Source organism: Streptomyces sp. NPDC051243, from assembly GCF_044455405.1.
Taxonomy (GTDB): Bacteria; Actinomycetota; Actinomycetes; order Streptomycetales; family Streptomycetaceae; genus Streptomyces.
Window position 1 is genome coordinate 16437 of record NZ_JBITES010000029.1, and the last position, 22971, is coordinate 39407.

At 71.0% G+C, this 22971-nt stretch carries 21 protein-coding genes and 1 pseudogene; 16 read left to right on the forward strand and 6 right to left on the reverse strand.

Annotated elements, in window-relative coordinates; translation table 11 throughout:
- Positions 1 to 94: 94 nt before the first annotated feature.
- Positions 95 to 388: pseudogene (locus ACIBAG_RS44530) on the forward strand (amino acid permease); the annotation flags it as partial.
- Positions 389 to 456: 68 nt separating this feature from the next.
- On the opposite strand, the gene ACIBAG_RS44535 reads toward ACIBAG_RS44530, so the two are convergent.
- Positions 457 to 1839, reverse strand: a complete 1383-nt coding sequence (locus ACIBAG_RS44535; RefSeq protein WP_399113707.1) for an FAD-binding oxidoreductase — start codon at positions 1837 to 1839, stop codon at positions 457 to 459.
- Positions 1840 to 1929: 90 nt separating this feature from the next.
- Complete coding sequence (locus ACIBAG_RS44540) at positions 1930 to 3732, reverse strand: glycoside hydrolase family 15 protein (RefSeq protein WP_399113774.1); 1803 nt, start codon at positions 3730 to 3732, stop codon at positions 1930 to 1932.
- 493 nt (positions 3733 to 4225) lie between these two features.
- Between ACIBAG_RS44540 and ACIBAG_RS44545 the strand changes: the two genes are divergently transcribed.
- The 13 genes from ACIBAG_RS44545 to ACIBAG_RS44605 all read left to right on the forward strand — a co-directional run bounded on the left by ACIBAG_RS44545 (position 4226) and on the right by ACIBAG_RS44605 (position 18627).
- On the forward strand, positions 4226 to 5872 hold the full coding sequence (locus tag ACIBAG_RS44545) for a CTP synthase (protein ID WP_399113708.1): 1647 nt from the start codon (positions 4226 to 4228) through the stop codon (positions 5870 to 5872).
- Between the two features lie 97 nt (positions 5873 to 5969).
- Positions 5970 to 6596 carry an NUDIX domain-containing protein gene (locus ACIBAG_RS44550; protein WP_399113709.1) on the forward strand — a complete coding sequence of 209 codons (627 nt, stop codon included), beginning with the start codon at positions 5970 to 5972 and terminating at the stop codon, positions 6594 to 6596.
- A 195-nt stretch (positions 6597 to 6791) separates the two neighbouring features.
- On the forward strand, positions 6792 to 8888 hold the full coding sequence (locus ACIBAG_RS44555) for a tetratricopeptide repeat protein (protein ID WP_399113711.1): 2097 nt from the start codon (positions 6792 to 6794) through the stop codon (positions 8886 to 8888).
- 144 nt (positions 8889 to 9032) lie between these two features.
- Positions 9033 to 10148 (forward strand): alanine dehydrogenase, encoded by a 1116-nt coding sequence (ald, locus tag ACIBAG_RS44560; RefSeq protein WP_399113776.1) that lies wholly within the window; start codon positions 9033 to 9035, stop codon positions 10146 to 10148.
- A gap of 399 nt (positions 10149 to 10547) precedes the next feature.
- Complete coding sequence (locus tag ACIBAG_RS44565) at positions 10548 to 11684, forward strand: ParA family protein (RefSeq protein WP_399113713.1); 1137 nt, start codon at positions 10548 to 10550, stop codon at positions 11682 to 11684.
- Positions 11669 to 12286 (forward strand): hypothetical protein, encoded by a 618-nt coding sequence (locus ACIBAG_RS44570; RefSeq protein WP_399113714.1) that lies wholly within the window; start codon positions 11669 to 11671, stop codon positions 12284 to 12286. The genes ACIBAG_RS44565 and ACIBAG_RS44570 overlap by 16 nt, the downstream gene beginning before the upstream one ends.
- Before the next feature lie 18 nt (positions 12287 to 12304).
- Positions 12305 to 13405, forward strand: a complete 1101-nt coding sequence (locus tag ACIBAG_RS44575; protein ID WP_399113715.1) for a segregation and condensation protein A — start codon at positions 12305 to 12307, stop codon at positions 13403 to 13405.
- A complete protein-coding gene (scpB, locus tag ACIBAG_RS44580) occupies positions 13402 to 14085 on the forward strand; it encodes an SMC-Scp complex subunit ScpB (protein WP_399113716.1) in 684 nt (227 codons plus the stop codon). The genes ACIBAG_RS44575 and scpB overlap by 4 nt, the downstream gene beginning before the upstream one ends.
- Positions 14085 to 15164, forward strand: coding sequence for a pseudouridine synthase (locus ACIBAG_RS44585; RefSeq protein WP_399113718.1), 1080 nt, complete (start codon positions 14085 to 14087; stop codon positions 15162 to 15164). Before scpB ends, ACIBAG_RS44585 begins: the two co-directional genes overlap by 1 nt.
- 290 nt (positions 15165 to 15454) lie before the next feature.
- On the forward strand, positions 15455 to 15760 hold the full coding sequence (locus ACIBAG_RS44590; protein ID WP_399113720.1) for a hypothetical protein: 306 nt from the start codon (positions 15455 to 15457) through the stop codon (positions 15758 to 15760).
- Between the two features lie 357 nt (positions 15761 to 16117).
- Positions 16118 to 16855, forward strand: coding sequence for an NUDIX hydrolase (locus tag ACIBAG_RS44595; RefSeq protein WP_399113721.1), 738 nt, complete (start codon positions 16118 to 16120; stop codon positions 16853 to 16855).
- The gene (locus tag ACIBAG_RS44600) at positions 16852 to 17874 is read left to right on the forward strand and encodes an ADP-ribosylglycohydrolase family protein (RefSeq protein WP_399113723.1); all 1023 of its coding nucleotides are present in this window, start codon (positions 16852 to 16854) and stop codon (positions 17872 to 17874) included. The genes ACIBAG_RS44595 and ACIBAG_RS44600 overlap by 4 nt, the downstream gene beginning before the upstream one ends.
- A 3-nt stretch (positions 17875 to 17877) precedes the next feature.
- Entirely contained in the window at positions 17878 to 18627 is a 750-nt protein-coding gene (locus ACIBAG_RS44605) for a DNA polymerase beta superfamily protein (protein WP_399113725.1), read from the forward strand.
- Here ACIBAG_RS44605 and ACIBAG_RS44610 read toward each other — a convergent pair.
- The 4 genes from ACIBAG_RS44610 to ACIBAG_RS44625 form a co-directional block, all read right to left on the reverse strand.
- The gene (locus ACIBAG_RS44610) at positions 18553 to 19323 is read right to left on the reverse strand and encodes a DNA polymerase beta superfamily protein (RefSeq protein WP_399113727.1); all 771 of its coding nucleotides are present in this window, start codon (positions 19321 to 19323) and stop codon (positions 18553 to 18555) included. The two genes, ACIBAG_RS44605 and ACIBAG_RS44610, sit on opposite strands and share 75 nt — an antisense overlap.
- A 22-nt stretch (positions 19324 to 19345) precedes the next feature.
- On the reverse strand, positions 19346 to 19795 hold the full coding sequence (locus tag ACIBAG_RS44615; protein ID WP_399113729.1) for a Rieske (2Fe-2S) protein: 450 nt from the start codon (positions 19793 to 19795) through the stop codon (positions 19346 to 19348).
- Complete coding sequence (locus ACIBAG_RS44620; protein WP_399113731.1) at positions 19792 to 20376, reverse strand: DUF6529 family protein; 585 nt, start codon at positions 20374 to 20376, stop codon at positions 19792 to 19794. Before ACIBAG_RS44620 ends, ACIBAG_RS44615 begins: the two co-directional genes overlap by 4 nt.
- A gap of 69 nt (positions 20377 to 20445) precedes the next feature.
- Positions 20446 to 21129, reverse strand: a complete 684-nt coding sequence (locus ACIBAG_RS44625) for a hypothetical protein (RefSeq protein ID WP_399113733.1) — start codon at positions 21127 to 21129, stop codon at positions 20446 to 20448.
- A 283-nt stretch (positions 21130 to 21412) separates the two neighbouring features.
- Here ACIBAG_RS44625 and aroH point away from each other — a divergent pair, with 283 nt between their 5' ends.
- Positions 21413 to 21781, forward strand: coding sequence for a chorismate mutase (gene aroH / locus ACIBAG_RS44630; RefSeq protein ID WP_399113734.1), 369 nt, complete (start codon positions 21413 to 21415; stop codon positions 21779 to 21781).
- Positions 21778 to 22863, forward strand: coding sequence for a prephenate dehydrogenase (locus ACIBAG_RS44635; protein WP_399113735.1), 1086 nt, complete (start codon positions 21778 to 21780; stop codon positions 22861 to 22863). Before aroH ends, ACIBAG_RS44635 begins: the two co-directional genes overlap by 4 nt.
- Positions 22864 to 22971 lie beyond the last annotated feature (108 nt).

Below are 22971 nucleotides of genomic sequence, written 5' to 3' on the forward strand. Positions count from 1 at the left end.
CCTTCAGCTTCGGATTTCGTTGCGGAAACACCTCGAGAGGGACGGAATGACGGAAACACCCAAGTGAGAGGTCCACCGGCTCAAGGCGAACTCCATGGGCCTGGTGGGCGTCGTCTTCATGGCGGTCGCCACCGCCGCGCCGATCACCGCGATGACCGGCAACCGGCCCATCGCTGTCGGCTTCGGCAACGGCACGGGCGCGCCCGCCGGCCATCTCTTCGCGACGCTCGCGCTGACGGTGTGCTCCGTCGGCTACGTCGCCATGGCCCGCCGGATCACCGCCGCCGGCGCCTTCTACGGCTACATCTCGCACGGGGCCGGCCGGATCACCGGCATGGCGTCCGGGATGCTCGCCGTGCTGGCGTACGTCGTCTGCGAGGCGTCCATCGGGGAGCGGACGCAGACGGCGCTCAGAAGAGGCTGGTGAGGGCGCTCGGGCGAGGCTGGTGGCGGTGCTCAGGCCGGCCTGATGTTGTGGTTGAACCGGAAGACGTTGTCCGGGTCCCAGCGACGCTTCAGCTCCGCCAGCCGCCGGGTGTTCTCGGCGCCCAGACCGGCCACCACGCGCTCCGCGCCCTCGTCGCCGATGAAGTTCAGGTACACGGCGCCGGTGCTCCAGGGCCGGACGCCGGTACGGACGTCACGCACCCACCGCACGCACCGCTCGTCGTCCGCCGGGTCCTCCCACATGCCGTACGGATGGACCGCCCAGGGCGCGTCCCGGTACGGCACCGGGAACTCGTGCGGACCGGCCGCGACCGCGCCGCCCTGCGGGAGGAGGGCGTGCTGGGTGCCGGTCGGCACGGGCATCGTCAGCGCCTCGGCGGTGTAGACGTCCACGAAGTCGTCCGGCGCCCCCGTCAGGTACTCCGCCGACCAGTAGTGCCGCATGCCGGGCGGATCGTCGATCATGCACTGCACATCGGCGTACGGCATCGCACCCACGACCTCCGCCTCGTGCGGCAGGGCCAGCAGCGGCTCCGCGTACTTGCGCATGTCCTGCTCGGCACCGGCGTACGTCAGGAGCACACCGCACACCAGCGAGCCGACCAGGGGCGGCGGTACGAAGTCCTCGGGCGGGCCGGTGAACCACAGGGCGCCGCCGCCCACCTCGTCGGGGCCGGACTCGATCACGTCACGGAAGGTGCGGACGGCGTCCGGTGCGGACTCCGGCCGGTACAGCAGCAGCGCGATGGCGAACTCGGGCAGCTCGTGCAGCTCCAAGGTGATCGCGGTGGCGATGCCGAAGTTGCCGCCGCCCCCGTGCAGCGCCCAGAACAGGTCCGGGTTCTCGTCCGCGTTGGCATGGACGCGGTCGCCGTCGGCGGTGACCAGTTCCACACCGAGCAGATTGTCGACGGCGAGCCCGCACCAGCGGTCCAGCCAACCGGTGCCGCCGCCGAGGACGAAGCCGCCGACGCCGGTGGTCGAGGCCCGGCCGCCGGTCGTGGCGAGGCCGTACGGCTGGGTGGCGCGGTCCAGGTCGCTCATCGTGGCACCGCCGGCGACCCGTACCGCCTCGGCCGCGGGGTCGACGGTCACCGCACGCAGATGACGCAGGTCGACGACCAGGCCGTTGTCGTTCAGCGCCATGCCCGCGACGCTGTGCCCGCCGCCGCGCACCGCGATGTTGAGGTCCAGCTCCCGGCCGAACCGCACGGCCCGCACCACGTCGGCCTCGTCCACGCACTGCGCGATCACCGCGGGGCGCCGGTCGATCATGGTGTTGAAGACGGCCCGGGCGTCGTCGTAACCGAAGTCCCCCGGGGCGAACACATCACCGGAGAGATCCTCGCGCAGCGCCTCCAGGGCCGCGCCCGCCTTGGACCGGGAAGCCATGGCCGCCCCCTTCCGACAAGGGGCAATCGCTTGCTTCCAGGCTAGGCGGGCGCGTCACGCGCGTCCTGTCGAGCGGCAGTCCGGCCGGGCTCAGCCGCCGTACGCCCCGGACGCCGTCAGCCGCAGCGCGGTGTCGATCAGCGGGACGTGGCTGAAGGCCTGCGGGAAGTTGCCGACCTGGCGCTGCAGACGCGGGTCCCACTCCTCGGCGAGCAGACCGAGGTCGTTGCGCAGCGAGAGCAGCTTCTCGAACAGCTTGCGGGCCTCGTCCACGCGGCCGATCATCGCCAGGTCGTCGGCCATCCAGAACGAGCAGGCCAGGAAGGCTCCCTCGTCGCCGGGGAGGCCGTCGACGCCCTCGTGGTCTCCTTGCGTCGGGTAGCGCAGGATGAAGCCGTCCTCGGTGGACAGCTCGCGCTGGATCGCCTCGATGGTGCCGATGACGCGCTTGTCGTCCGGCGGCAGGAAGCCCATCTGCGGGATCAGCAGCAGTGAGGCGTCCAGCTCCTTCGAGCCGTACGACTGCGTGAAGGTGTTGCGCTCCTTGTCGTAGCCCTTCTCGCACACGTCCCTGTGAATGTCGTCACGCAGTTCGCGCCAGCGCTCCAGCGGGCCGTCCGCGTCGCCGGACTCGATCAGCTTGATGGTGCGGTCGACGGCGACCCAGGCCATGACCTTGGAGTGCACGAAGTGGCGGCGCGGGCCGCGCACCTCCCAGATGCCCTCGTCCGGCTCGTCCCAGTGGTCCTCGAGGTAGCGGATCAGCTTCAGCTGGAGCAGCGAGGCGTAGTCGTTGCGGGCCAGACCGGTCATGTGGGCCAGGTGCAGGGCCTCGGTGACCTCGCCGTACACGTCGAGCTGGAGCTGGTGCGCGGCGCCGTTGCCGACCCTCACGGGCGCCGAGTTCTCGTAGCCGGGCAGCCAGTCCAGCTCGGCCTCGCCGAGCTCGCGCTCGCCGGCGATGCCGTACATGATCTGCAGGTTCTCCGGGTCACCGGCGACGGCCCGCAGCAGCCACTCGCGCCAGGCGCGGGCCTCCTCGCGGTAGCCGGTGCGCAGCAGCGAGGACAGGGTGATCGCCGCGTCGCGCAGCCAGGTGTAGCGGTAGTCCCAGTTGCGGACGCCACCGATGTCCTCGGGCAGGGAGGTCGTCGGGGCGGCGACGATGCCGCCCGTCGGGGCGTACGTCAGCGCCTTGAGCGTGATCAGCGAGCGGATGACCGCCTCGCGGTAGGGGCCGTGGTACGTGCAGTGCTCGACCCACTCGCGCCAGAACTCCTCCGTCGCCTCCAGCGACTGCTCCGGCTCCGGAAGCGCGGGCGGCTGCTTGTGCGAGGGCTCCCAGGAGATCGTGAACGCGATGCGTTCACCCGGGGCGACCGTGAAGTCCGAGTACGTCGTCAGCGACTTTCCGTAGGTCTCGGCCTCCGTGTCGTACCAGACCGAGTCCGGACCGGCGACGGCCACCGTGCGCCCCTCGTGCTTGTGCACCCACGGCACGACCCGGCCGTAGGAGAAACGCATCCGGAGCGCCGAGCGCATCGGGACGCGGCCCGAGACGCCCTCCACGATCCGGATCAGCTGGGGCGCGCCGTCTCGCGGGGGCATGAAGTCGATCACCCGGACCGTGCCGCGCGGCGTGTCCCACTCCGACTCCAGGATCAGGGAGTCGCCGCGGTAGCTGCGCCGGGCCGCGGTGGGCGGCGGGGCGTCGGAGGCGTGGGCGGGGCCGAGCCGCCAGAACCCGTGCTCCTCGGTGCCCAGCAGGCCGGCGAAGATGGCATGCGAGTCGAAGCGGGGCAGGCACAGCCAGTCCACCGTGCCGTCCCGGCAGACCAGGGCAGCGGTCTGCATGTCTCCGATGAGTGCGTAGTCTTCGATGCGCCCGGCCACGTGCAACTCCAGTCGAACGGCCACGTCACCCCCTCCTGGCAAGGGGGCTCTCGCTAGTGCGGTCAAGGGGTGTTGTAAATCGTCGTTGAGCGGTGAAGCAAAGCAGTCGGTTCGGCGGTGAGGCAAAACGACTGGCGCTTCTCAACAATCTCTGCTCAACGAACTGACGAGCTCTCGTTGTTCCGGGTGCGACGGGCGGGGGTGGTGCCGTGTTTGCCGGCCGGGCTCGGCAGCGAATGTCCGAGCAGGATACGACGCACGTAGATGATCTGCGTGCCGCTCCGGGCAACCCGGGTCGGCCGAACGGGTGAGCAATGGGTGACCGACGGGTGAGAGACCGGTGAAGCATCCGGATCCGTGCCGGCTCGTATGCGGAGCGTGGCCGGAAGCCATCGCTTCTCGGCGCTGATACCCTGGTAGCCCGTGGACCGGTGGGCGTGAAGACCCCCGAACCGCACTTCAAGATCGCGACCACGGGAGCCCCCTCTTGGCCATGCCAAAATCCACGACGACCAAGCACATCTTCGTCACCGGGGGTGTCGCCTCCTCGCTCGGCAAGGGCCTGACGGCCTCCAGCCTCGGCATGCTCCTCAAGGCGCGGGGTCTGCGCGTCGTCATGCAGAAGCTGGACCCGTACCTCAATGTCGACCCTGGCACGATGAACCCGTTCCAGCACGGTGAGGTGTTCGTCACCAACGACGGCGCCGAGACCGACCTGGACATCGGCCACTACGAGCGCTTCCTCGACCGCGACCTGGACGGTTCCGCGAACGTCACCACCGGTCAGGTGTACTCGACGGTGATCGCCAAGGAGCGGCGCGGCGAGTACCTCGGCGACACCGTGCAGGTCATCCCGCACATCACCAACGAGATCAAGCACCGCATCCGCCGCATGGCGACGGACGAGGTGGACGTCGTGATCACGGAGGTCGGCGGCACGGTCGGCGACATCGAGTCGCTGCCGTTCCTGGAGACCGTCCGCCAGGTCCGTCACGAGGTCGGCCGGGACAACGTCTTTGTGGTGCACATCTCGCTCCTGCCGTACATCGGCCCCTCGGGAGAGCTGAAGACGAAGCCGACCCAGCACTCGGTTGCGGCCCTGCGCAACATCGGTATTCAGCCAGACGCGATCGTGCTGCGCTGCGACCGTGAGGTGCCGACGGCGATCAAGCGGAAGATCTCCCTGATGTGCGACGTCGACGAGGCCGCCGTGGTGGCCTGCCCCGACGCCCGCTCGATCTACGACATCCCCAAGACCGTGCACGGTGAGGGCCTGGACGCCTATGTCGTCCGCAAGCTGGACCTGCCGTTCCGCGACGTGGACTGGACGACCTGGGACGACCTGCTCGACCGCGTCCACAACCCCGACCACGAGATCACCCTCGCCCTGGTCGGCAAGTACATCGACCTGCCCGACGCCTACCTTTCGGTCACCGAGGCGCTGCGCGCGGGCGGCTTCGCCAACCGGGCCCGCGTGAAGATCAAGTGGGTCACCTCGGACGACTGCAAGACCCCGGCCGGCGCCAAGCAGCAGCTCTCCGACGTGGACGGCATCTGCATCCCGGGCGGCTTCGGCGACCGCGGTGTGCTCGGCAAGGTCGGCGCGATCAAGTACGCCCGCGAGAACAGGATCCCGCTGCTGGGCCTCTGCCTCGGCCTGCAGTGCATCGTGATCGAGGCGGCGCGCAACCTCGCCGACATCAATGACGCCAACTCCACCGAGTTCGACCCGGCCACCTCCCACCCGGTGATCTCCACCATGGCCGAGCAGCTGGACATCGTGGCCGGTGAGGGCGACATGGGCGGCACGATGCGGCTCGGCATGTACCCGGCCAAGCTGGCCGAGGGCTCGATCGTGCGCGAGGTGTACGACGGCAAGGAGTACGTCGAGGAGCGGCACCGCCACCGCTACGAGGTCAACAACGCCTACCGGGCGGAGCTGGAGAAGAAGGCGGGCATCCTGTTCTCCGGCACGTCGCCCGACGGCAAGCTCGTCGAGTACGTGGAGTACCCGCGCGAGGTCCACCCTTACCTCGTGGCCACGCAGGCCCACCCCGAGCTGCGCTCGCGCCCGACGCGTCCGCACCCGCTGTTCGCCGGCCTCGTGAAGGCCGCCGTCGAGCGCAAGAATTCCAAGTAACACACCAGTTGTACGGTGGCCGGGGTGCAAACCTTCAAAGGTGCGCACCCCGGTTTTCTTGGCGGGTTCTTTTCGGAAGTGTGTGGAAGGGCAGGGCATGACGATCAAGGACACCCCGCAGGAGTGGGAGATCCGGGCGACGGACACCCCCTTCGTGGGCAACAAGACCTCGGTCCGCACGGACGACGTGGTCATGCCCGACGGCTCGGTGGTGCGCCGCGACTACCAGGTCCACCCCGGCTCCGTGGCCGTCCTCGCCCTCGACGACGAGGACCGCGTCCTGCTGATCAAGCAGTACCGCCACCCGGTGCGTCAGAAGCTGTGGGAGATCCCGGCCGGCCTGCTCGACATCCCCGGCGAGAACCCGCTGCACGCCGCCCAGCGCGAGCTGTACGAGGAGGCGCACGTCAAGGCGGAGGACTGGCGTGTCCTGACCGACGTGTACACCACTCCGGGCGGCTGTGACGAGGCCGTACGGATTTTCCTCGCCCGCAACCTCTCCGCGGCCGACGGGGAGCGCTTCGAGGTCGAGGACGAGGAGGCCGACATGGAGCACGCGCGCGTGCCGGTCGACGAGCTCGTCCGGGGCGTCCTAGCGGGCGAGTTGCACAACAACTGCCTCGTCGTGGGTGTGCTGTCGCTGGTCGCCGCGCGCGGCGGCGACGGGCTCGACTCGCTGCGCCCGGCGGAGGCGCCCTGGCCGGCGCGTCCCTTCGAGGCCTGATCACGCACGGCGTCAGTTTTCCTGACCCGCTGCACCCACCCGTCAGTGTGAAGATCGGCTGATCCGGTCGGGGGATGTCCTCGCCGTGCCCGCCCTGGTCCGCACGGAACGTAGCAGAGCGTGAACTAGGCTCTGAACACGCCCGAACCGGAGTCCCGGCGGGCTTGCGCGTGTGGTGGGACGGGAGCGTGGCCCGTGACGGATCAGGTGGTGGACACAGGCGGCGTGCAGGTGTCGGCACAGGCGTCCGGCCGGAACCAGTTCCTGGGCCGTACCCGCGAGTTGAAGGAACTCCGCGCCGACATCGAACGCGCGGGACTGGACACCCTCTCCGGCCGCAAGGCGCCACGCGCGCGCGTACTGCTCATCGCGGGCCGCCCCGGCTCCGGCCGCACCGCGCTCGCCGAGGAACTGGTACGGCAGGTGGCGGACCGTTACGCCGACGGCGTACTGCGCACCCGCCTCAGCGAGCCCGACGGCACCCCGGTCCCCGTAGGGCGCGCCGCCCGGGAACTGCTCGCCGCCCTTGACCAGCCCGCTGCGCCCGGCGCCGGCGAGGACGACCTCACGGCGGCGCTGCGTGACGCTCTCGCCGAGCGCCGGGCCCTGCTCCTGCTGGACGACGCCGCCGAGGCCGAGCAGGTCGACGCCCTGCTGCCGGACAGTCCGCAGAGCCTGGTCGTGGCCGTCTCCGGGGGACCGCTGACCGGGATCTCGGACGTACGGCCCTGCACCCTCGGCGGCCTGGACACCAAGTCGGCGGTGGAGCTGCTGTCCCGGTTCGCCGGCTCGGTGCGCATCACCGTCGACCCGCGTTCCGCCGAGGGACTCGTGGAGGTGTGCCAGGGGCAGCCCGCCGCGCTGATGCTGGCGGGTGGCTGGCTCGCCGCCCGGCCCAAGGCGGCCGTCGCGGATGTCGCCAAGCAACTGCGCGCCGAGGGCGAGGAGGGCACGCCGCTCGGCCGCGTCTTCCGCCTCGCCTACGCGTCCCTTCCCGCCCCCGCGGCCCGCATACTGCGCCTGCTCTGCCTCGCTCCAGGCGGCCTCGTCGACCCGCACACCGCCTCCGCCCTCGCCGGCTGCTCGGTCGACGGGGCCCGCGCCACCCTGGACGACCTCGCCCTCCTCGGCCTGCTGCACTCCGTCGACTCGCCGCTGCCCCAGTACGAGGTCCCGGCCTGCCTGCACCCGTATCTCAGGGCCCTCACCGAGACCCACGACCGCCCCGCCGAGCTCCAGCTCGCCCGCGCCCGCATGCTGGAGCGGACGGTACGGCTGCTGCAGTCCTGCCGGGCGATCACCGAGACCGACAGTCCGGAGACCCGGCAGAAGCTCCTGGGCATGCCCCAGGCCCTGCGCTTTCCCAGCCCGCGAGCGGCCGCCGACTGGCTCACCATCCGCAGGCCCGCCCTGCTGGCCTCGGCCCGGGCGGCCGTCGCCGACGGCGAGCTGGACACGCTCGCCCGGCGCCTGATGTCCCAGCTGGTCAGGGCGCTGGTCGCGCACGTCGGCACCCAGGCGGCCGCCGACGACCTGTACGCCATCCACAGCCTGGTCCTGGACGTGGCCGAGCGGCAGGACCTGCCCCGAGAGAAGACGGCGGCGCTGCTGAACCTCGGCGACGTCGACGCCCGGACGGGGCGCAGGCAGGAGGCGCTGGCGCGCTATCGGGCCGCGCTGGAGGCCGGGCGGCAGGCGAACGACCCCTACGCGACGGGTCGCGCGATGGAATCCGTAGGCGGCGCCCATCTGGCCCTGGGGGACTACGACCGGGCCGCCGACTGGTTCGGCCGGGCACTCGCCCAGCGGCTGGCCCGCGACGAGCGGGTGGACGCCGCCCGGCTGTACGGCCGTATCGGCGAGGCCCACACCTATGCGGGCCGGTACGGCGAGGCGCTGCGCAACTGGCGGGCCGCCGTCGCCGGGCACCGCAAGAACGGCGATCTGGCCGGTCACGCGCGGGCGTTGAGCGAGCTGGCGAGGGTCCAGGAGTACGCGGGCCGGCCGGAGGAGTCGCTGCGCACCTGCCAGGAGGCGGCGGAGTGGGCGCGCCGCGCCGAGGACTCGCGGCTGCAGGGCGCCCTGTATCTGCGGCTCGCCGACACCCTCGACCACCTCGGCGATCCCGCGGCGGCGCAGCTGCACCGGAGCGCGGCCCGGCGGATGCTGGGGGAGGAGCCCGAGGAGCCCGAGGAGTCCGAAGTGGAGGAGCCGCGGCCCGAGCAAGACGCTTTCGAGCCGGAACAGAGCCCTAACGCCTGCGAAATCCGTAGTACATCAGCTGAAGATTGATGCAATGAAAGGCTAGACAGCGGGAACACCTTCATTAGACTGGCTCTGCCGCACCTTCTCCTGCGGTGTCTCCCGGTGTGCCCTGCATGCCTGGGTATGTCTTGTAATGCCCCCACACCCTCTGAGCCAAGGACCGTGATCGACGTGAAGGTCGGCATCCCCCGCGAGGTCAAGAACAACGAGTTCCGGGTGGCCATCACCCCCGCCGGCGTGCACGAGCTGGTGCGCCATGGCCACCAGGTCGTCATCGAGCAGGGCGCCGGTGTCGGCTCGTCGATCCCGGACAGCGAGTACGTCGCCGCCGGTGCCCAGATCCTCGGCACCGCCGACGAGGTGTGGGCCACCGCCGACCTGCTGCTGAAGGTCAAGGAGCCCATCGCTGAGGAGTACCACCGCCTCCGCAAGGACCAGACGCTCTTCACCTACCTGCACCTGGCCGCCTCCAAGGAGTGCACGGACGCCCTCATCGAGTCCGGCACCACGGCGATCGCATACGAGACGGTCGAGCTGCCCTCCCGGGCCCTGCCGCTGCTCGCGCCCATGTCCGAGGTCGCGGGCCGCCTCGCCCCGCAGGTCGGCGCCTACCACCTGATGCGCTCGGCCGGCGGCCGTGGCGTGCTCCCCGGCGGTGTCCCGGGCACCCAGCCCGCGAAGGCCGTCGTCATCGGCGGCGGTGTCTCCGGCTGGAACGCGACGCAGATCGCCGTCGGTATGGGCTTCCACGTCACCCTGCTCGACCGCGACATCAACAAGCTGCGCGAGGCGGACAAGGTCTTCGGCACCAAGGTCCGGGCGATCATGTCCAACGCCTTCGAGCTCGAGAAGGCCGTCCTGGAGGCCGACCTCGTCATCGGTGCCGTCCTCATCCCGGGCGCCAAGGCGCCGAAGCTGGTCACCAACGAGCTGGTCTCCCGGATGAAGCCGGGAAGTGTTCTTGTCGACATCGCGATCGACCAGGGCGGCTGCTTCGAGGACTCCCGTCCCACGACGCACGCCGAGCCGACCTTCCAGGTCCACGACTCGGTCTTCTACTGCGTCGCCAACATGCCGGGCGCGGTGCCCAACACCTCCACCTACGCGCTCACCAACGCCACGCTGCCGTACATCGTCGAGCTCGCGAACAAGGGCTGGGTGGAGGCGCTGCGCCGCGACCCCGCGCTGGCCAAGGGCCTCAACACACATGACGGCAAGGTGGTTTACCGGGAGGTCGCGGAGGCGCACGGCCTGGAGCACGTGGAGCTCGAATCGCTGCTCGGCTGAGCCGATCGGTTAAGTCACTTTCTGGTAAAGGCGATACGTCAACACAGGTCGTCAACCGAACGCACCCGGCCGGACCTTGCCCGAAAAGGTCCGGCCGGATGTGTGTATGGTCACTTTGCGACTCTCGGTCAACTCGCCTCGAACGCAACCCTTCGACCGATTCGTACACCGGTGAAACCTGCTGTGCGACGGCCGTACGCCCTTGACAGCGGGATGTTTCATTGTCGACACATCTGCCCGGTCCGGCGGATTGTGTTGCTGCGGACCGCCGACACGCCATAGAGTCGCCAACCGTCGGCATGGTGCCACGCTGACCTGTCTAGAAGTTTCCTGGTCCCCAAGGAGGTAAGACGACTTGTGAATGAGTCGACATTTTCTCCCGGGGGTGGTCAACCAGGAATGCCGGTACGGGGCCAGGGTCCCGCGGGATTCGAGGCTGTCGGCTCCGTCGCGGTGCGCACCTTCGCAGCCCACCAGAGTCACCTGGCCTCAAAGGTGACTCAGCCAGCAAACATGAGCATGGATGGCCATCACGTGAACGCCATGGCCGGCGACGGAAGTGGCGCGCCCCACAACCACTTCGCCGACTACGACGAACTGCCCGAGGGGCACTTCTACGACCCCGACGCGGAGTACGAGCCCGACCCCGAGTACGCGGCCACCCTCGCGCCCGACGCTGCCCGCCAGCGTCGCGAGCGCATCGGCCCGACCGGGCGTCCGCTGCCGTACTTCCCGATCCCGGGTCCACTGACCGACCACGGCCCCGCGAAGATCATCGCGATGTGCAACCAGAAGGGCGGCGTCGGCAAGACCACGTCGACCATCAACCTGGGTGCCGCGCTCGCGGAATACGGGCGCCGGGTCCTGCTCGTCGACTTCGACCCCCAGGGCGCGCTCTCGGTCGGCCTCGGCGTCAACCCTATGGAGCTCGACCTCACCGTCTACAACCTGCTCATGGAGCGGGGCATGTCGGCCGACGAGGTGCTCCTGAAGACGGCGGTCCCCAACATGGACCTGCTGCCGAGCAACATCGACCTGTCGGCCGCCGAGGTCCAGCTGGTGAGCGAGGTCGCGCGCGAGTCCACGCTCCAGCGCGCGCTGAAGCCGCTGATGGACGACTACGACTTCATCGTCATCGACTGCCAGCCCTCGCTCGGCCTGCTCACCGTGAACGCCCTGACGGCCGCCCACAAGGTGATCGTGCCGCTGGAGTGCGAGTTCTTCGCGCTGCGTGGTGTGGCGCTGCTGACCGAGACCATCGAGAAGGTCCAGGAGCGGCTCAACCCGGAGCTGGAGCTCGACGGGATCCTCGCCACGATGTACGACTCGCGCACCGTGCACAGCCGTGAGGTGCTGGCGCGTGTCGTCGAGGCGTTCGATGACCACGTCTACCACACGGTCATCGGGCGCACGGTCCGCTTCCCGGAGACCACGGTCGCCGGTGAGCCGATCACCACGTACGCCTCCAACTCCGTCGGTGCCGCCGCCTACCGCCAGCTCGCCAGGGAGGTGCTCGCCCGGTGTCACGCCGAGTGAGTCTGCCGGGGGCCGACGAACTGTTCCGCACGACAGGGGGTATGGCGCTCCAGCCGTCCACTCCCCGGCGCCCGGCCAACGGCGAGGCCCGGGTGCCGGCTCCCGCGGGGGAGTCCGACGCCGTCGCGGCGGAGGACGCGCCGCAGTCGGTGCCCGCGCAGGGCGGTGACGGCGACGGCGTGGAACACGTGGCCGCCGACACGGAGTCCGTCGACGCGGGCGAGTCGCGCAGCCGGTCCGCCACCGCTGAGCGTTCCGCGCGACGTCAGGGGGCGCAGGAAGGTTCTGCCGCGGGTGCCTCCGGCGGTTCCGCCGCGTCCGGTGCTGCTGCTTCCGCCGCCTCCGCCGCCGCGCCGCGCAAGCGCGGACGGTCGGCGTCGCGTCGGCCCAGTGGCCGCGAGCGGCACGACGAGAAGATCACCGTGTATGTCTCCGCCGAGGAGCTCATGGACCTGGAGCACGCGCGTCTGGTGCTCCGAGGTGAGCACGGACTGGCCGTCGACCGCGGGCGCATCGTCCGCGAGGCGGTGGCCGTGGTGCTCGCGGATCTGGAGACCCGGGGAGACGCCAGCATCCTCGTTCGACGGCTTCGCGGGCGGTAGCGGTAGCCTGCGGGGGCTATGACCTCGAACGACGTTCCCCCTCACGGCGCCGGTGCCAGTGCCTCCGGCGGTCGGCGGCGTGCGCTGGGGCGGGGACCGGGCGCTCCGCGGGTCGAGCCGGATCCTGCGGCGGCTCCGGACGACCGGGCGCCGGAGGTCCTCCCGGAGTCCGAGGCCGTCGTACCGGAGCCCGAACCTCCGGTCCTTGCGCCGGATCCGGTACCGGAAGACTCTGCTGCCGAGCCCGAGCCCGAGCCCGAGCCCGAGCCCGTGCCAGAACCCGAACCCGCCGCCTGCGAAGAACCCGACGACGGCGTCTTCAAGGTCCGCCTCTCCAACTTCGAGGGCCCCTTCGACCTCCTCCTCCAGCTGATCTCCAAGCACAAGCTGGACGTCACCGAGGTCGCCCTGTCCAAGGTGACCGACGAGTTCATGGCCCACATCCGGGCGATGGGCGCGGACTGGGACCTCGACGAGACGACCGAGTTCCTGGTGGTCGCGGCCACCCTGCTCGACCTCAAGGCGGCCCGGCTGTTGCCCTCCGCCGAGGTGGAGGACGAGGCCGACCTCGCGCTGCTGGAGGCGCGGGACCTGCTGTTCGCCCGGCTGCTGCAGTACCGCGCGTACAAACAGATCGCCGACATCTTCAGCCGGCGGCTCGACGACGAGGCCCGGCGCTATCCGCGGACCGTCGGGCTCGAACCGCAGCACGCCGAGCTGCTGCCCGAGGTCGTCATCAGCATCGGGGCGGAAGGATTCGCCAAGCTCGCGGTCAAGGCGATGCAGCCCAAGCCCAAGCCGCAGGTCTACGTCGATCACATCCACGCGCCGCTGGTGAGCGTGCAGGAGCAGGCCGGGATCGTCGTCGCGCGGCTGAAGGAGCTCGGCGAGGCCAGCTTCCGGGCGCTCATCGAGGACACCGACGACACGCTCACCGTCGTGGCGCGATTCCTGGCCCTGCTGGAGCTGTACCGCGAGAAGGCCGTGGCCCTCGACCAGGAGACCGCGCTCGGGGACCTCGTCGTGCGGTGGACCGGCGGGGACGGGGACGAGACGCCCATGGTGACCGACGAGTTCGACCGGCCGCCCGAGCAGCCCAAGGAGGAGAAGAAGGCGTGAGTGAGGAGACCACCGAGCTGCCGGCCGGGCTGCGCACCGTCGCGGACCTCGACCTCAAGCCCGCCCTGGAGGCGATGCTCATGGTCGTGGACGAGCCCGCGACCGAGGAGCACCTCGCGAAGCTGCTGGAACGACCCAAGCGCCGGATCGCCGAGGCCCTGCGGGAGCTCGCCGACGAGTACGCCGTGCAGGGGCGCGGTTTCGAGCTGCGGTTCGTCGCGGGCGGCTGGCGCTTCTACACCCGCCCCGAGTACGCGGCCGCCGTCGAGCGGCTGGTGCTGGACGGGCAGACGGCCCGGCTCACCCAGGCCGCCCTGGAGACGCTCGCGGTCGTCGCGTACCGCCAGCCGGTCAGCCGCAGCCGCGTCTCGGCCGTGCGCGGAGTGAACTGCGACGGGGTCATGCGCACCCTCCTTCAGCGCGGGCTGGTCGAGGAGGCGGGCACGGAACCCGAAACAGGTGCGATCCTGTACAGGACGACGAACTACTTCCTGGAGCGGATGGGCCTGCGCGGTCTGGACGAGCTCCCGGAGCTCGCGCCCTTCCTCCCGGAGGCGGAGGCGATCGAGGCCGAGACCCAGGAAGGGGTGCCGTCGTTCGACCCGGACGCTCCCGATGACGGTCCGGGGATCCCGGCCAGCCGGGGGACCGACGACGTAGACGACCAGACGGAACTTTGATGCGAAGCAGCGGCAGCGGCAAGAGCGGCGGGCGCGGTAACTACCGCGGTGCCGGCAACAACAGGGACCAGAAGCAGGGCGGCCAGGGCGGCCGTCCGCGCAAGCCCCGTCCCGAGGAGCGCCGCTACGACGTGGGCCCGGGGGCGACCAAGGACGGCCCGAAGTCCGGTCGCGGGGCCTCCGCGCGCGGTGGCGCCAAGGGCGGGCCGAAGCAGTCCCAGCAGCGCGACGGCGGACGCGGCCGTACGGCACCCGCGCGTTCCCGCGAGTACGAGGCACGGGCCGAGGAGCGCAACCGCGAGCGGTACGCGGGCAAGAAGGACGTCAAGCTGCCCAAGACCTTCCCGGGCGCCGAGCAGGAGGGCGAGCGCCTGCAGAAGGTGCTCGCGCGCGCGGGCTACGGCTCCCGGCGCGCCTGCGAGGAGCTGATCGACGAGGCCCGGGTCGAGGTCAACGGCGAGATCGTCACCGAGCAGGGCCTGCGGGTCGACCCGGAGAAGGACGAGATCAAGGTCGACGGCCTGACGGTCGCCACGCAGTCGTACCAGTTCTTCTCGCTCAACAAGCCCGCCGGTGTCGTCTCGACGATGGAGGACCCCGAGGGCCGTCAGTGCCTCGGCGACTACGTCACCAACCGCGAGACCCGGCTCTTCCACGTCGGCCGGCTCGACACCGAGACCGAGGGCGTCATCCTGCTCACCAACCACGGCGAGCTGGCCCACCGCCTCACCCACCCCAAGTACGGCGTGAAGAAGACGTACCTCGCGGCCATCGTCGGCCCGATCCCGCGCGACCTGGGCAAGAAGCTCAAGGACGGCATCCAGCTGGAGGACGGCTACGCGCGCGCGGACCACTTCCGGGTCGTCGAGCAGACCGGCAAGAACTACCTGGTCGAGGTCACCCTGCACGAGGGCCGCAAGCACATCGTGCGCCGCATGCTCGCGGAGGCCGGCTTCCCCGTCGAGAAGCTGGTGCGCACCGCCTTCGGGCCGATCACGCTCGGCGACCAGAAGTCGGGCTGGCTGCGGCGGCTGTCGAACACCGAGGTCGGGATGCTGATGAAGGAAGTCGATCTGTAGGCACGCGCGCGTGCGGTGTCGGCCGGTTCCGGGTTGTCCCCGGGGCCGGCCGATGTGTTTTCGCCTCCCGGTCGGTCTGTATGTCGGTCCGTCTCCGTATCCGTATCCGTGACGGAGGGAGCGGCGATGACGAGGACGATCGAGAACCGGAGTGCCGTCGGCGAGTGTCAGACGGCGCTGGAGAGCCGCAGGGGGACGCTGCCGCCCTCGGTGCCCGGAGGGCGGCGGGAGGCGCCTGAGGGGCCGCTGAGGGCCTTTGCGGCAGGTGTACGCGGGCGGGGTGAGCGCCGGTGAACTCCGGGGAGTTTCTGGAACGTTCGCTCAGCTACGCGCTGGGCAGCGTCGCCGATGTGGAGCCCGGCACTCTGGGGTGCGGGACGCCGTGTGCCGAGTGGGATCTGGGGGAGCCGCTCGGCCATCTCGACGACTTGCTGGACGCCTTGTACGAGGGGCTCACCGGTGGGCGGATCGGGCTGGTCCGCGCGCCGACCTCGCCTGCGGCTTCCGTACGCGCGCGTGCGCCGTGCTCGGCGCCTGGGCGGCCGGGCCGCCGGAGTCGGCCCTGGTGGGCGAACGGCCGCTGGACGTACGGGTGATGGCCGCCCTGGGGGCCGCGGAGATCGCCGTGCACGGGTGGGACGTCGCCCAGGCAGGCGGACGGCCCCGGCCCATGCCCGACGCGCTCGCGGCCGAGCTGCTGCCCGTCGCCAGGTGCGTGGTCGGGGAGGCGGACCGGGGAGTGCGGTTCGGCGCGCCGGTCGCGGTGACGGTGGGGTCCGGACCTGGTGTGCGGTTGCTCGGAGACCTGGTGTGCGGTTGCTCGGATTCCTGGGGCGGCGCGACTCCGTGCCGGAGTGACGGGGATTTGCCTTCCGTTGGGTTGTGCAACCGGTCAGCCCTCTTTATAGTCGTAGTGACTAATAGTCGCACTGACCATAAAAGGGGTGAGCGGTATGCCGGGACCCACCGTGCCGGAGGGCTACGACAAGCACGCCCACGAACCCTTCGCGGTCACCGCCGACCTCGCCGTCCTCACCATCCGCGACGGCGTCCTGCACGTCCTGCTCGTCGAACGCGGGCAGGAGCCGTACCTGGGCCACTGGGCGCTGCCCGGCGGTTTCGTACAGCCCGACGAGTCGGCGGAGACGGCGGCCCGGCGGGAACTCGCCGAGGAGACCGGCCTGTCGGACGTCTCCGGACTGCATCTGGAACAGCTGCGGACCTACAGCGAGCCCGACCGCGACCCCCGGATGCGGGTCGTCACGGTCGCCTTCACCGCGCTGCTGCCCCACCCGCCCGAACCGCACGGCGGCAGCGACGCGGCGCAGGCCCGCTGGGTGCCGTACGACAAGGCCGGGCCGCTCGCCTTCGACCACGACCGGATCCTGGCCGACGCCCACGACCGCGTCGGCGGCAAGCTCGAGTACTCCAGCCTCGCCACCGCCTTCTGCCCGCCCGAGTTCACGCTCGGCGAGCTCCAGCACGTCTACGAGGTGGTCTGGGGCACCGTCCTCGACCGGCCCAACTTCCGCCGCAAGGTGCTCGCCACGCCGGGCTTCGTCGAACCCGTCCCCGGCGCCGCCCGGCTCACCGGCGGCCGCGGCAAACCGGCCGCGCTGTACCGCGCGGGCACGGCCACCACCCTCCACCCACCCCTGCTCCGGCCGACCCCGGAAGGACGCCCCGCATGACCACGACCACCGTCCGCAAGCGCGCCGCCACCGGCTCCCTGCTCGGCCTCGCCCTGGGCGACGCGCTCGGCTTCCCGACCGAGTTCAACGACGTGCCGTCGATCCTCGCCAAGTGCGGGCCGTGGCGCGAGATGGAGCTGCCGACGCCGGCGATCGTCACCGACGACACACAGATGACGCTGGCGCTCGGGAAGGGGCTGCGGACGGCGATGGACCGGGGCGTGCTCGGGCCGAAGCGGCTGGAGCGGCCGGTGCGGGAGGAGTTCGTGGACTGGTACCGGTCGCCGGAGAACAACCGCGCGCCGGGCCGGACCTGCCTCGTCGCCTGCAATCTGCTGAAGGACGAGAGCAGGCCCTGGCAGGACGCAAGCCAGATCGACTCCAAGGGCTGCGGCGCCAACATGCGCGTCGCACCGATCGGCCTCGTCCCCGGCCTGAGCGACGAACAGCGCGCCGGCGCCGCCCAGTTGCAGTCCGCCCTCACCCACGGCCACCCGACGGCACTCGCCGCCTCCGACCTGACCGCCCACGCCGTACGCCTGCTCGCGCAGGGCGCCGACCCGGCCGGACTCGTCGGGCTGCTGCGGTCGTACGCCCTCGACAACCGCACCCGTTACCACGAGCGCTGGCTCGGCGACCTGTGGACGCGCAGCCAGGACCCCGACGCCGAGCACTTCATCGCGCGCGGCTGGGACGAGTGCCTGGCGATCCTGGACCGCCTCCAGGACGCCGTGCGCACGGCCTCGCCCGAGACCGACCCGTGCCTGGCCACCGGCGCGGGCTGGATCGCCGAAGAGGCGCTGGCCACCGGCCTGCTGTGCTTCCTGTGGTTTGTCGACGAGCCGCTGACCGCCCTGCGCCGGGCGGCCTGCACCTCCGGTGACTCCGACTCGATCGCCTGCCTGACGGGCGCGTTCGCGGGCGCCTGGCGGGGCGACGAGGCCTGGCCGACGGAATGGGCGGACCGGATCGAGTACCGGGGTGACCTGCTGACTCTCGGAGCGCTCTGGGACGCTTGACGGATGATCGACGCCCTGGACATCGACCTCACGCCCGTCGTCGCCGAACAGCCCGACCCGGTGCTGTTCGCGACGGTCTCCGGCGCGCATCTGTACGGCTTCCCGTCGCGCGACTCCGACGTCGACCTGAGGGGCGTCCACCTGCTGCCCGCCGCCGACCTCGTCGGACTGCGGGAGCCGGACGAGACACGGTCGCGGATGTGGTTCCGGGACGGCGTCGAGATGGACCTGGTCACGCACGACCTGCGCAAGTTCGTACGGCTGATGCTGCGCCGCAACGGCTATGTGCTGGAGCAGCTGCTCTCGCCGCTCGTCGTGCACACCACGGACGCCCACCGGGAACTGGTCGAGCTCGCTCCGGGCGTGCTCACCAGTCACCACGCCCATCACTACCGGGGGTTCGCCACCACGCAGTGGCGGCTGTTCGAGAAGACCGGGGAGCTCAAGCCGCTGCTGTACACGTTCCGGGTGCTGCTCACCGGCGTCCACCTGATGCGCGCCGGTGAGGTCCAGGCCCATCTGCCCACGCTGCTGGAGCAGGTCGACGCCCCGGCCTACCTGCCGGAGCTGATCGCGGCGAAGGCGGAGCAGGAGCACGGGGCCGCCGACGTCGACCACGCGCGCGTGGCGGCCGACATCGAGCGGCTGCACGGTGAGCTCGACGAGGCGCAGACCGCCTCAGCGCTGCCCGACGCTCCGAGCGTGTACGACGCCCTGCACGCCTTCGTCGTACGGGCCCGGCTGGAGGGCTGAGGCGCGCGGATCCGGCTGGAGGGCTGAGGCCCGGCGGGCCCGCATCAGGAAGTCCTCCACGCGGCGGCGGTCCGGCTCGGCCGGGAGCGGGCTGTGCCGGAGGGCCCGCTCCGCCTCGCTCGCCAGGCGGGTCATCCGGGACTCGACCTCCGGCCAGGGGACCTCGCCGCGCTTGACCGCCAGCAGTGGCTCGCGCTCGTCACCCACGTCGATCGTCAGACGGCCGGTGCGCAGCAGGTCGCGGGCGCTCGCCAGGAGACGCAGGAGGTGCATCGCGTGCTTCCAGCGCGGGGCGCCGTGCGCGCGGACGTCGGCCTCCAGCTTCTTGCGCTGGCCGAGCGCGTAGCGGGTGAACGTCTCGTGGGCCTGGCGGGACAGGAACGCCTCGCGCAGGGTGAGGAACTCGCGGCCGGTGTCGTCGGTGTACTCGACGAACGGGGAGTGCAGGCACTCCAGGATGTTCGGGTTGGCACGCAGGGCCAGCTCGCAGAAGCGCTCCAGTTCCCAGCTGAACTGCTCCTCCTGGGGCCCTTCGACGTGCGTCGGCGGCTTGTCGAAGCGCCAGAAGAGGGGAGTGGGCGCGAGGAACACGCCCCGGCGGTCGGTGTCGCTGCCGTCCGTCGCCAGACCGAAGGCGCGCGAGCCCATCACACAGGCGTAGATCGTGTGGTCGCGTACCAGGGTCTCGGGGTGCATGCCCCGGAGCGTACGCGGCGGATCACACCAGGCGGATCGAATTTCCGTCCACGGTGATCTGCTTCTCGGGCAGCGGCTGCGTCGCCGGAGGGTTGGCCACCGAGCCGTCCGTGATGCTGAACTTGCTGCCGTGGCAAGGGCAGTTGATGGTCCCGTCCGAGACACTGCCGACCGTGCAGCGCTGGTGGGTGCAGATCGCGGAGAAGGCCTTGAACTCGCCCTGCTGCGGCTGCGTCACCACCACCTGCTGGTCCTTGAGGATCGTGCCGCCGCCGACCGGCACCTTGTCCGTGGTGGTCAGCTCCTGGCCTTCCTGGCCGTCCCGGCCGGGGGAGCCGGTCGAGGGCGAGGTCGGTGTCGAGTCGCTGGTGTCGCCGTTGCCCCCGGAGTCGCCGCAACCCGCGACGAGCGCCGCCGCGCCCGCCCCGCCTGTCGCGATGAGGATCGTGCGCCGCGTCGGACGGATGCTCATGTCGTCACTCCGAAAGTGCGGAAGAACCAGAGGGCGGAGGTCAGCCAGATGATCGTGAGAGCGGTGAAGACCAGCCCGCCCATGATCGGCAGCAACCAGCCGGGCAGTCGCTCCGACCGGAGCAACAGCATCTTTGCACTGAAAGCACCGAAGAAGAAGCAACCCAGGACAGAGTGCATGAAAACGCGCGATTCGTACGTCTGGTAGCCCATGGCGTACAGGCAGTGGACCGCCACGGGGACGGACGCCAGGAACGCCACGCGGCCCGACCAGCGGTGCAGCCCGGACGCCCAGGCCGGCCCCGGGAGCTTGCCGTACACCATGAGCGCGGAGACCACCTGGACCAGCGCGAGGAAGACCGCCGCCGTCGCCAGCCACGACTTGACCGCACCTGTGCTGTCGAACCCGGCGAGGTTGAACGCCGTCCCCGACGGGTCGTGGACCTTGCCGTACGCCCCGAGGCCCACCGCGACCGCGCCGGCGACCAGCGCCGGGACCAGGTAGCGGGCCGGGCTCGGGCGGCGGTGGCGGGGCTGCGGGGACGGGAAGTCCTGGGTTGCGGCGTTCGGGTCGACGGTCATGATCGACTCCCGTGGGAAAGCGGAATGAGGCAAGGCGCAAGAGGCGAGGGACGAGGGCCGGGGGAGGGATCAGGGGGTCGCGGGGAGGGCCGTGAGCTGCTGTCCGTCGACCGTCACCGCGCCCGTTTCCGGGTCGATCCGTGGGGCGGGCGAGGGCTCGCCGTCGCGGGTCAGGACGCCGACCTGCCGGCCGTCGGGCAGCACGATCCAGCCGCCGTCGACCTGGGCGCCGCGCACGGTGGCGGTGGCCCGGTACAGGCCCGACGGCTTCTTCGTCCTGTCGGCCGTGAAGGCGTAGCGCCCGCCGTCGATGTCGACCGTGCCGCGGATCCGCTTGCCCTCCTTCAGGGTGCCGGTCAGGACGGAGCCGTCCCTGCCGGTGAGCCGCATGGTTCCGTCGTCGTTCACGTCGCCCTTGAGCCAGGACTCCTTGTTGCGGCCGTCGCAGAAGTACGCGATCGCTCTTCCGTCGCGCAGGGTGACGGCCACGGCGGAGGAGCCGTCGTCGGTGCGGCCCGCGTAGCCGGCGTTCGGGACGGGCGTCCTCGACGGCGACGGGGTCGGCTTCGTGGGCGCCGGGGACTGTGTCGCCGCGGGCGACTCCTTCGTGTCCTTCGTGGTGTCCGCGGACGAGGGCGGCGGGGACGCCGATGACGACGTGTTCTTCGCCCCACTCGTCGCGTTGAGTGACAGCAGGAACACACCGAGCAGCAGTCCCGCGAGAAGGGTGAGCAAAGGTCCGGGACGCTTCATGCGGCCTCCCCCCGAGGCGGGCTTCCTGCCCATGAGAGCGGACCCGCGACCCACCGTCCAGAGGCGTACGGAGGTGTTCGCGGTCCGGTGGCGAAACCGGGATGGACGGGTGACATTGACTCAAAGCCGACCGCCCGAGGCCTCGAAGCCGACCGCCCGGATCCCAGGCGTCTCAGCGGGCGGGCGACCCGCGTCCGCCGCACGCGGGCTGACTAGGCTGGCGAGTCGAAGAGCCGATCCACAGAACAGCGCAAAACAGCGCGGAGCAGCGAGGAGCAGAGCCGTGGCGGTACGAGCGGTCCGGGGGGCCGTCCAACTGGAGCGGGACGACGCCGGCCACATGGACGAGCAGGTCGGGGCTCTGCTCACCGAGATCCTGGAGCGCAACGGCCTGAGCGCGGACGACCTGATCAGCATCTGGTTCACGGCGACGCCCGATCTGCACAGCGACTTCCCGGCGGCGGCCGCCCGCAAGCTGGGCAGCGGCTTCGCCGACGTACCGCTCATCTGCGCCCAGGAGCTGGACATCGAGGGCGCCATGCCGAGGGTCGTACGCGTCCTCGCGCACATCGAGTCCGACCGGCCCCGTGCCGACATCGCGCACGTGTACCTCGGTGCCGCCGCCGCTCTGCGCAAGGACATCGCCCAGTGAGAACCGCACTCGTCATCGGCACCGGACTCATCGGTACGTCCGCCGCCCTCGCCCTGTCCCAGCGCGGTGTCGTCGTCCACCTCGCCGACCACGACCCCGAACAGGCCCGCACGGCGGCCGCGCTCGGCGCCGGCACCGACGAGGCGCCCGAGGGCCCCGTCGACCTCGCGATCGTCGCCGCCCCGCCCGCGCACGTGGCGGACGTGCTCGCGGACGCCATGCGCCGGGGTGTGGCCCGCGGCTACCTCGACGTGGCGAGCGTCAAGGGCGGGCCGCGCCGCGCGCTCGAGGCGCTCGGGCTCGACCTGTCGTCCTACATCGGCACCCACCCCATGTCGGGACGTGAGAAGTCCGGGCCGCTGGCCGCGACCGGTGACCTCTTCGAGGGCCGGCCCTGGGTGCTCACGCCGACCCGCGACACCGACACCGAGGTGCTCAACCTCTCTCTGGAGCTGGTCTCGCACTGCCGCGCGGTGCCGGTGGTGATGGACGCCGACGCCCACGACCGCGCGGTCGCGCTGGTGTCCCACATGCCGCACCTGGTGTCCAGCATGGTCGCCGCACGGCTGGAGAACGCCGAGGAGGCGGCCGTACGGCTGTGTGGTCAGGGCATCCGGGACGTGACCCGGATCGCCGCGTCCGATCCCCGGATGTGGATCGACATCCTGTCCGCGAATCCCGGGCCCGTGGCCGATCTGCTCACGGAAGTCGCCGGGGATCTGGAGGAGACGGTGCGGGCGCTGCGCGCGCTGCAGTCGTCCGACGAGGCGAAGCGGCTGGAGGGGACCTCCGGTATCGAGGACGTGCTGCGACGCGGGAACGCGGGGCAGGTCCGGGTGCCCGGCAAGCACGGGGCCGCTCCGCGGGTGTACGAGGTCGTCGCCGTGCTGATCGACGACCAGCCCGGGCAGCTGGCGCGGATCTTCGCGGACGCGGGACGGGCGGGGGTCAACATCGAGGACGTGCGGATCGAGCATGCGACCGGGCAGCAGGCCGGTCTGGTCCAGCTGATGGTGGAGCCCAAGGCGGCGCCGGTGCTGTCGGCCGGGTTGCGGGAGCGGGGCTGGGCCATCCGGCAGTAGCCGGCCGGCATCGCCGCCGCTGCCCTCGTGCCGTCCGGCAGACCCTGCGCGGCCGGACGAGTGATGCGCACCCAGTAACCTTGTGCGGGGCGCCCTCGCGCTCCGCCA

Coding starts and splice junctions, on each gene's coding strand:
- ACIBAG_RS44595 (WP_399113721.1), top strand. CDS start 16,118: ATGCCGGGACCCACCGTGCCGGAGGGCTACGACAAGCACGCCCACGAA.
- ACIBAG_RS44625 (WP_399113733.1), bottom strand. CDS start 21,129: ATGAAGCGTCCCGGACCTTTGCTCACCCTTCTCGCGGGACTGCTGCTC.
- ACIBAG_RS44585 (WP_399113718.1), top strand. CDS start 14,085: ATGCGAAGCAGCGGCAGCGGCAAGAGCGGCGGGCGCGGTAACTACCGC.
- ACIBAG_RS44545 (WP_399113708.1), top strand. CDS start 4,226: ATGCCAAAATCCACGACGACCAAGCACATCTTCGTCACCGGGGGTGTC.
- ACIBAG_RS44605 (WP_399113725.1), top strand. CDS start 17,878: ATGATCGACGCCCTGGACATCGACCTCACGCCCGTCGTCGCCGAACAG.
- ACIBAG_RS44615 (WP_399113729.1), bottom strand. CDS start 19,795: ATGAGCATCCGTCCGACGCGGCGCACGATCCTCATCGCGACAGGCGGG.
- ACIBAG_RS44550 (WP_399113709.1), top strand. CDS start 5,970: ATGACGATCAAGGACACCCCGCAGGAGTGGGAGATCCGGGCGACGGAC.
- ACIBAG_RS44575 (WP_399113715.1), top strand. CDS start 12,305: ATGACCTCGAACGACGTTCCCCCTCACGGCGCCGGTGCCAGTGCCTCC.
- ACIBAG_RS44600 (WP_399113723.1), top strand. CDS start 16,852: ATGACCACGACCACCGTCCGCAAGCGCGCCGCCACCGGCTCCCTGCTC.
- ACIBAG_RS44565 (WP_399113713.1), top strand. CDS start 10,548: ATGCCGGTACGGGGCCAGGGTCCCGCGGGATTCGAGGCTGTCGGCTCC.
- ACIBAG_RS44620 (WP_399113731.1), bottom strand. CDS start 20,376: ATGACCGTCGACCCGAACGCCGCAACCCAGGACTTCCCGTCCCCGCAG.
- ACIBAG_RS44610 (WP_399113727.1), bottom strand. CDS start 19,323: ATGCACCCCGAGACCCTGGTACGCGACCACACGATCTACGCCTGTGTG.
- ACIBAG_RS44535 (WP_399113707.1), bottom strand. CDS start 1,839: ATGGCTTCCCGGTCCAAGGCGGGCGCGGCCCTGGAGGCGCTGCGCGAG.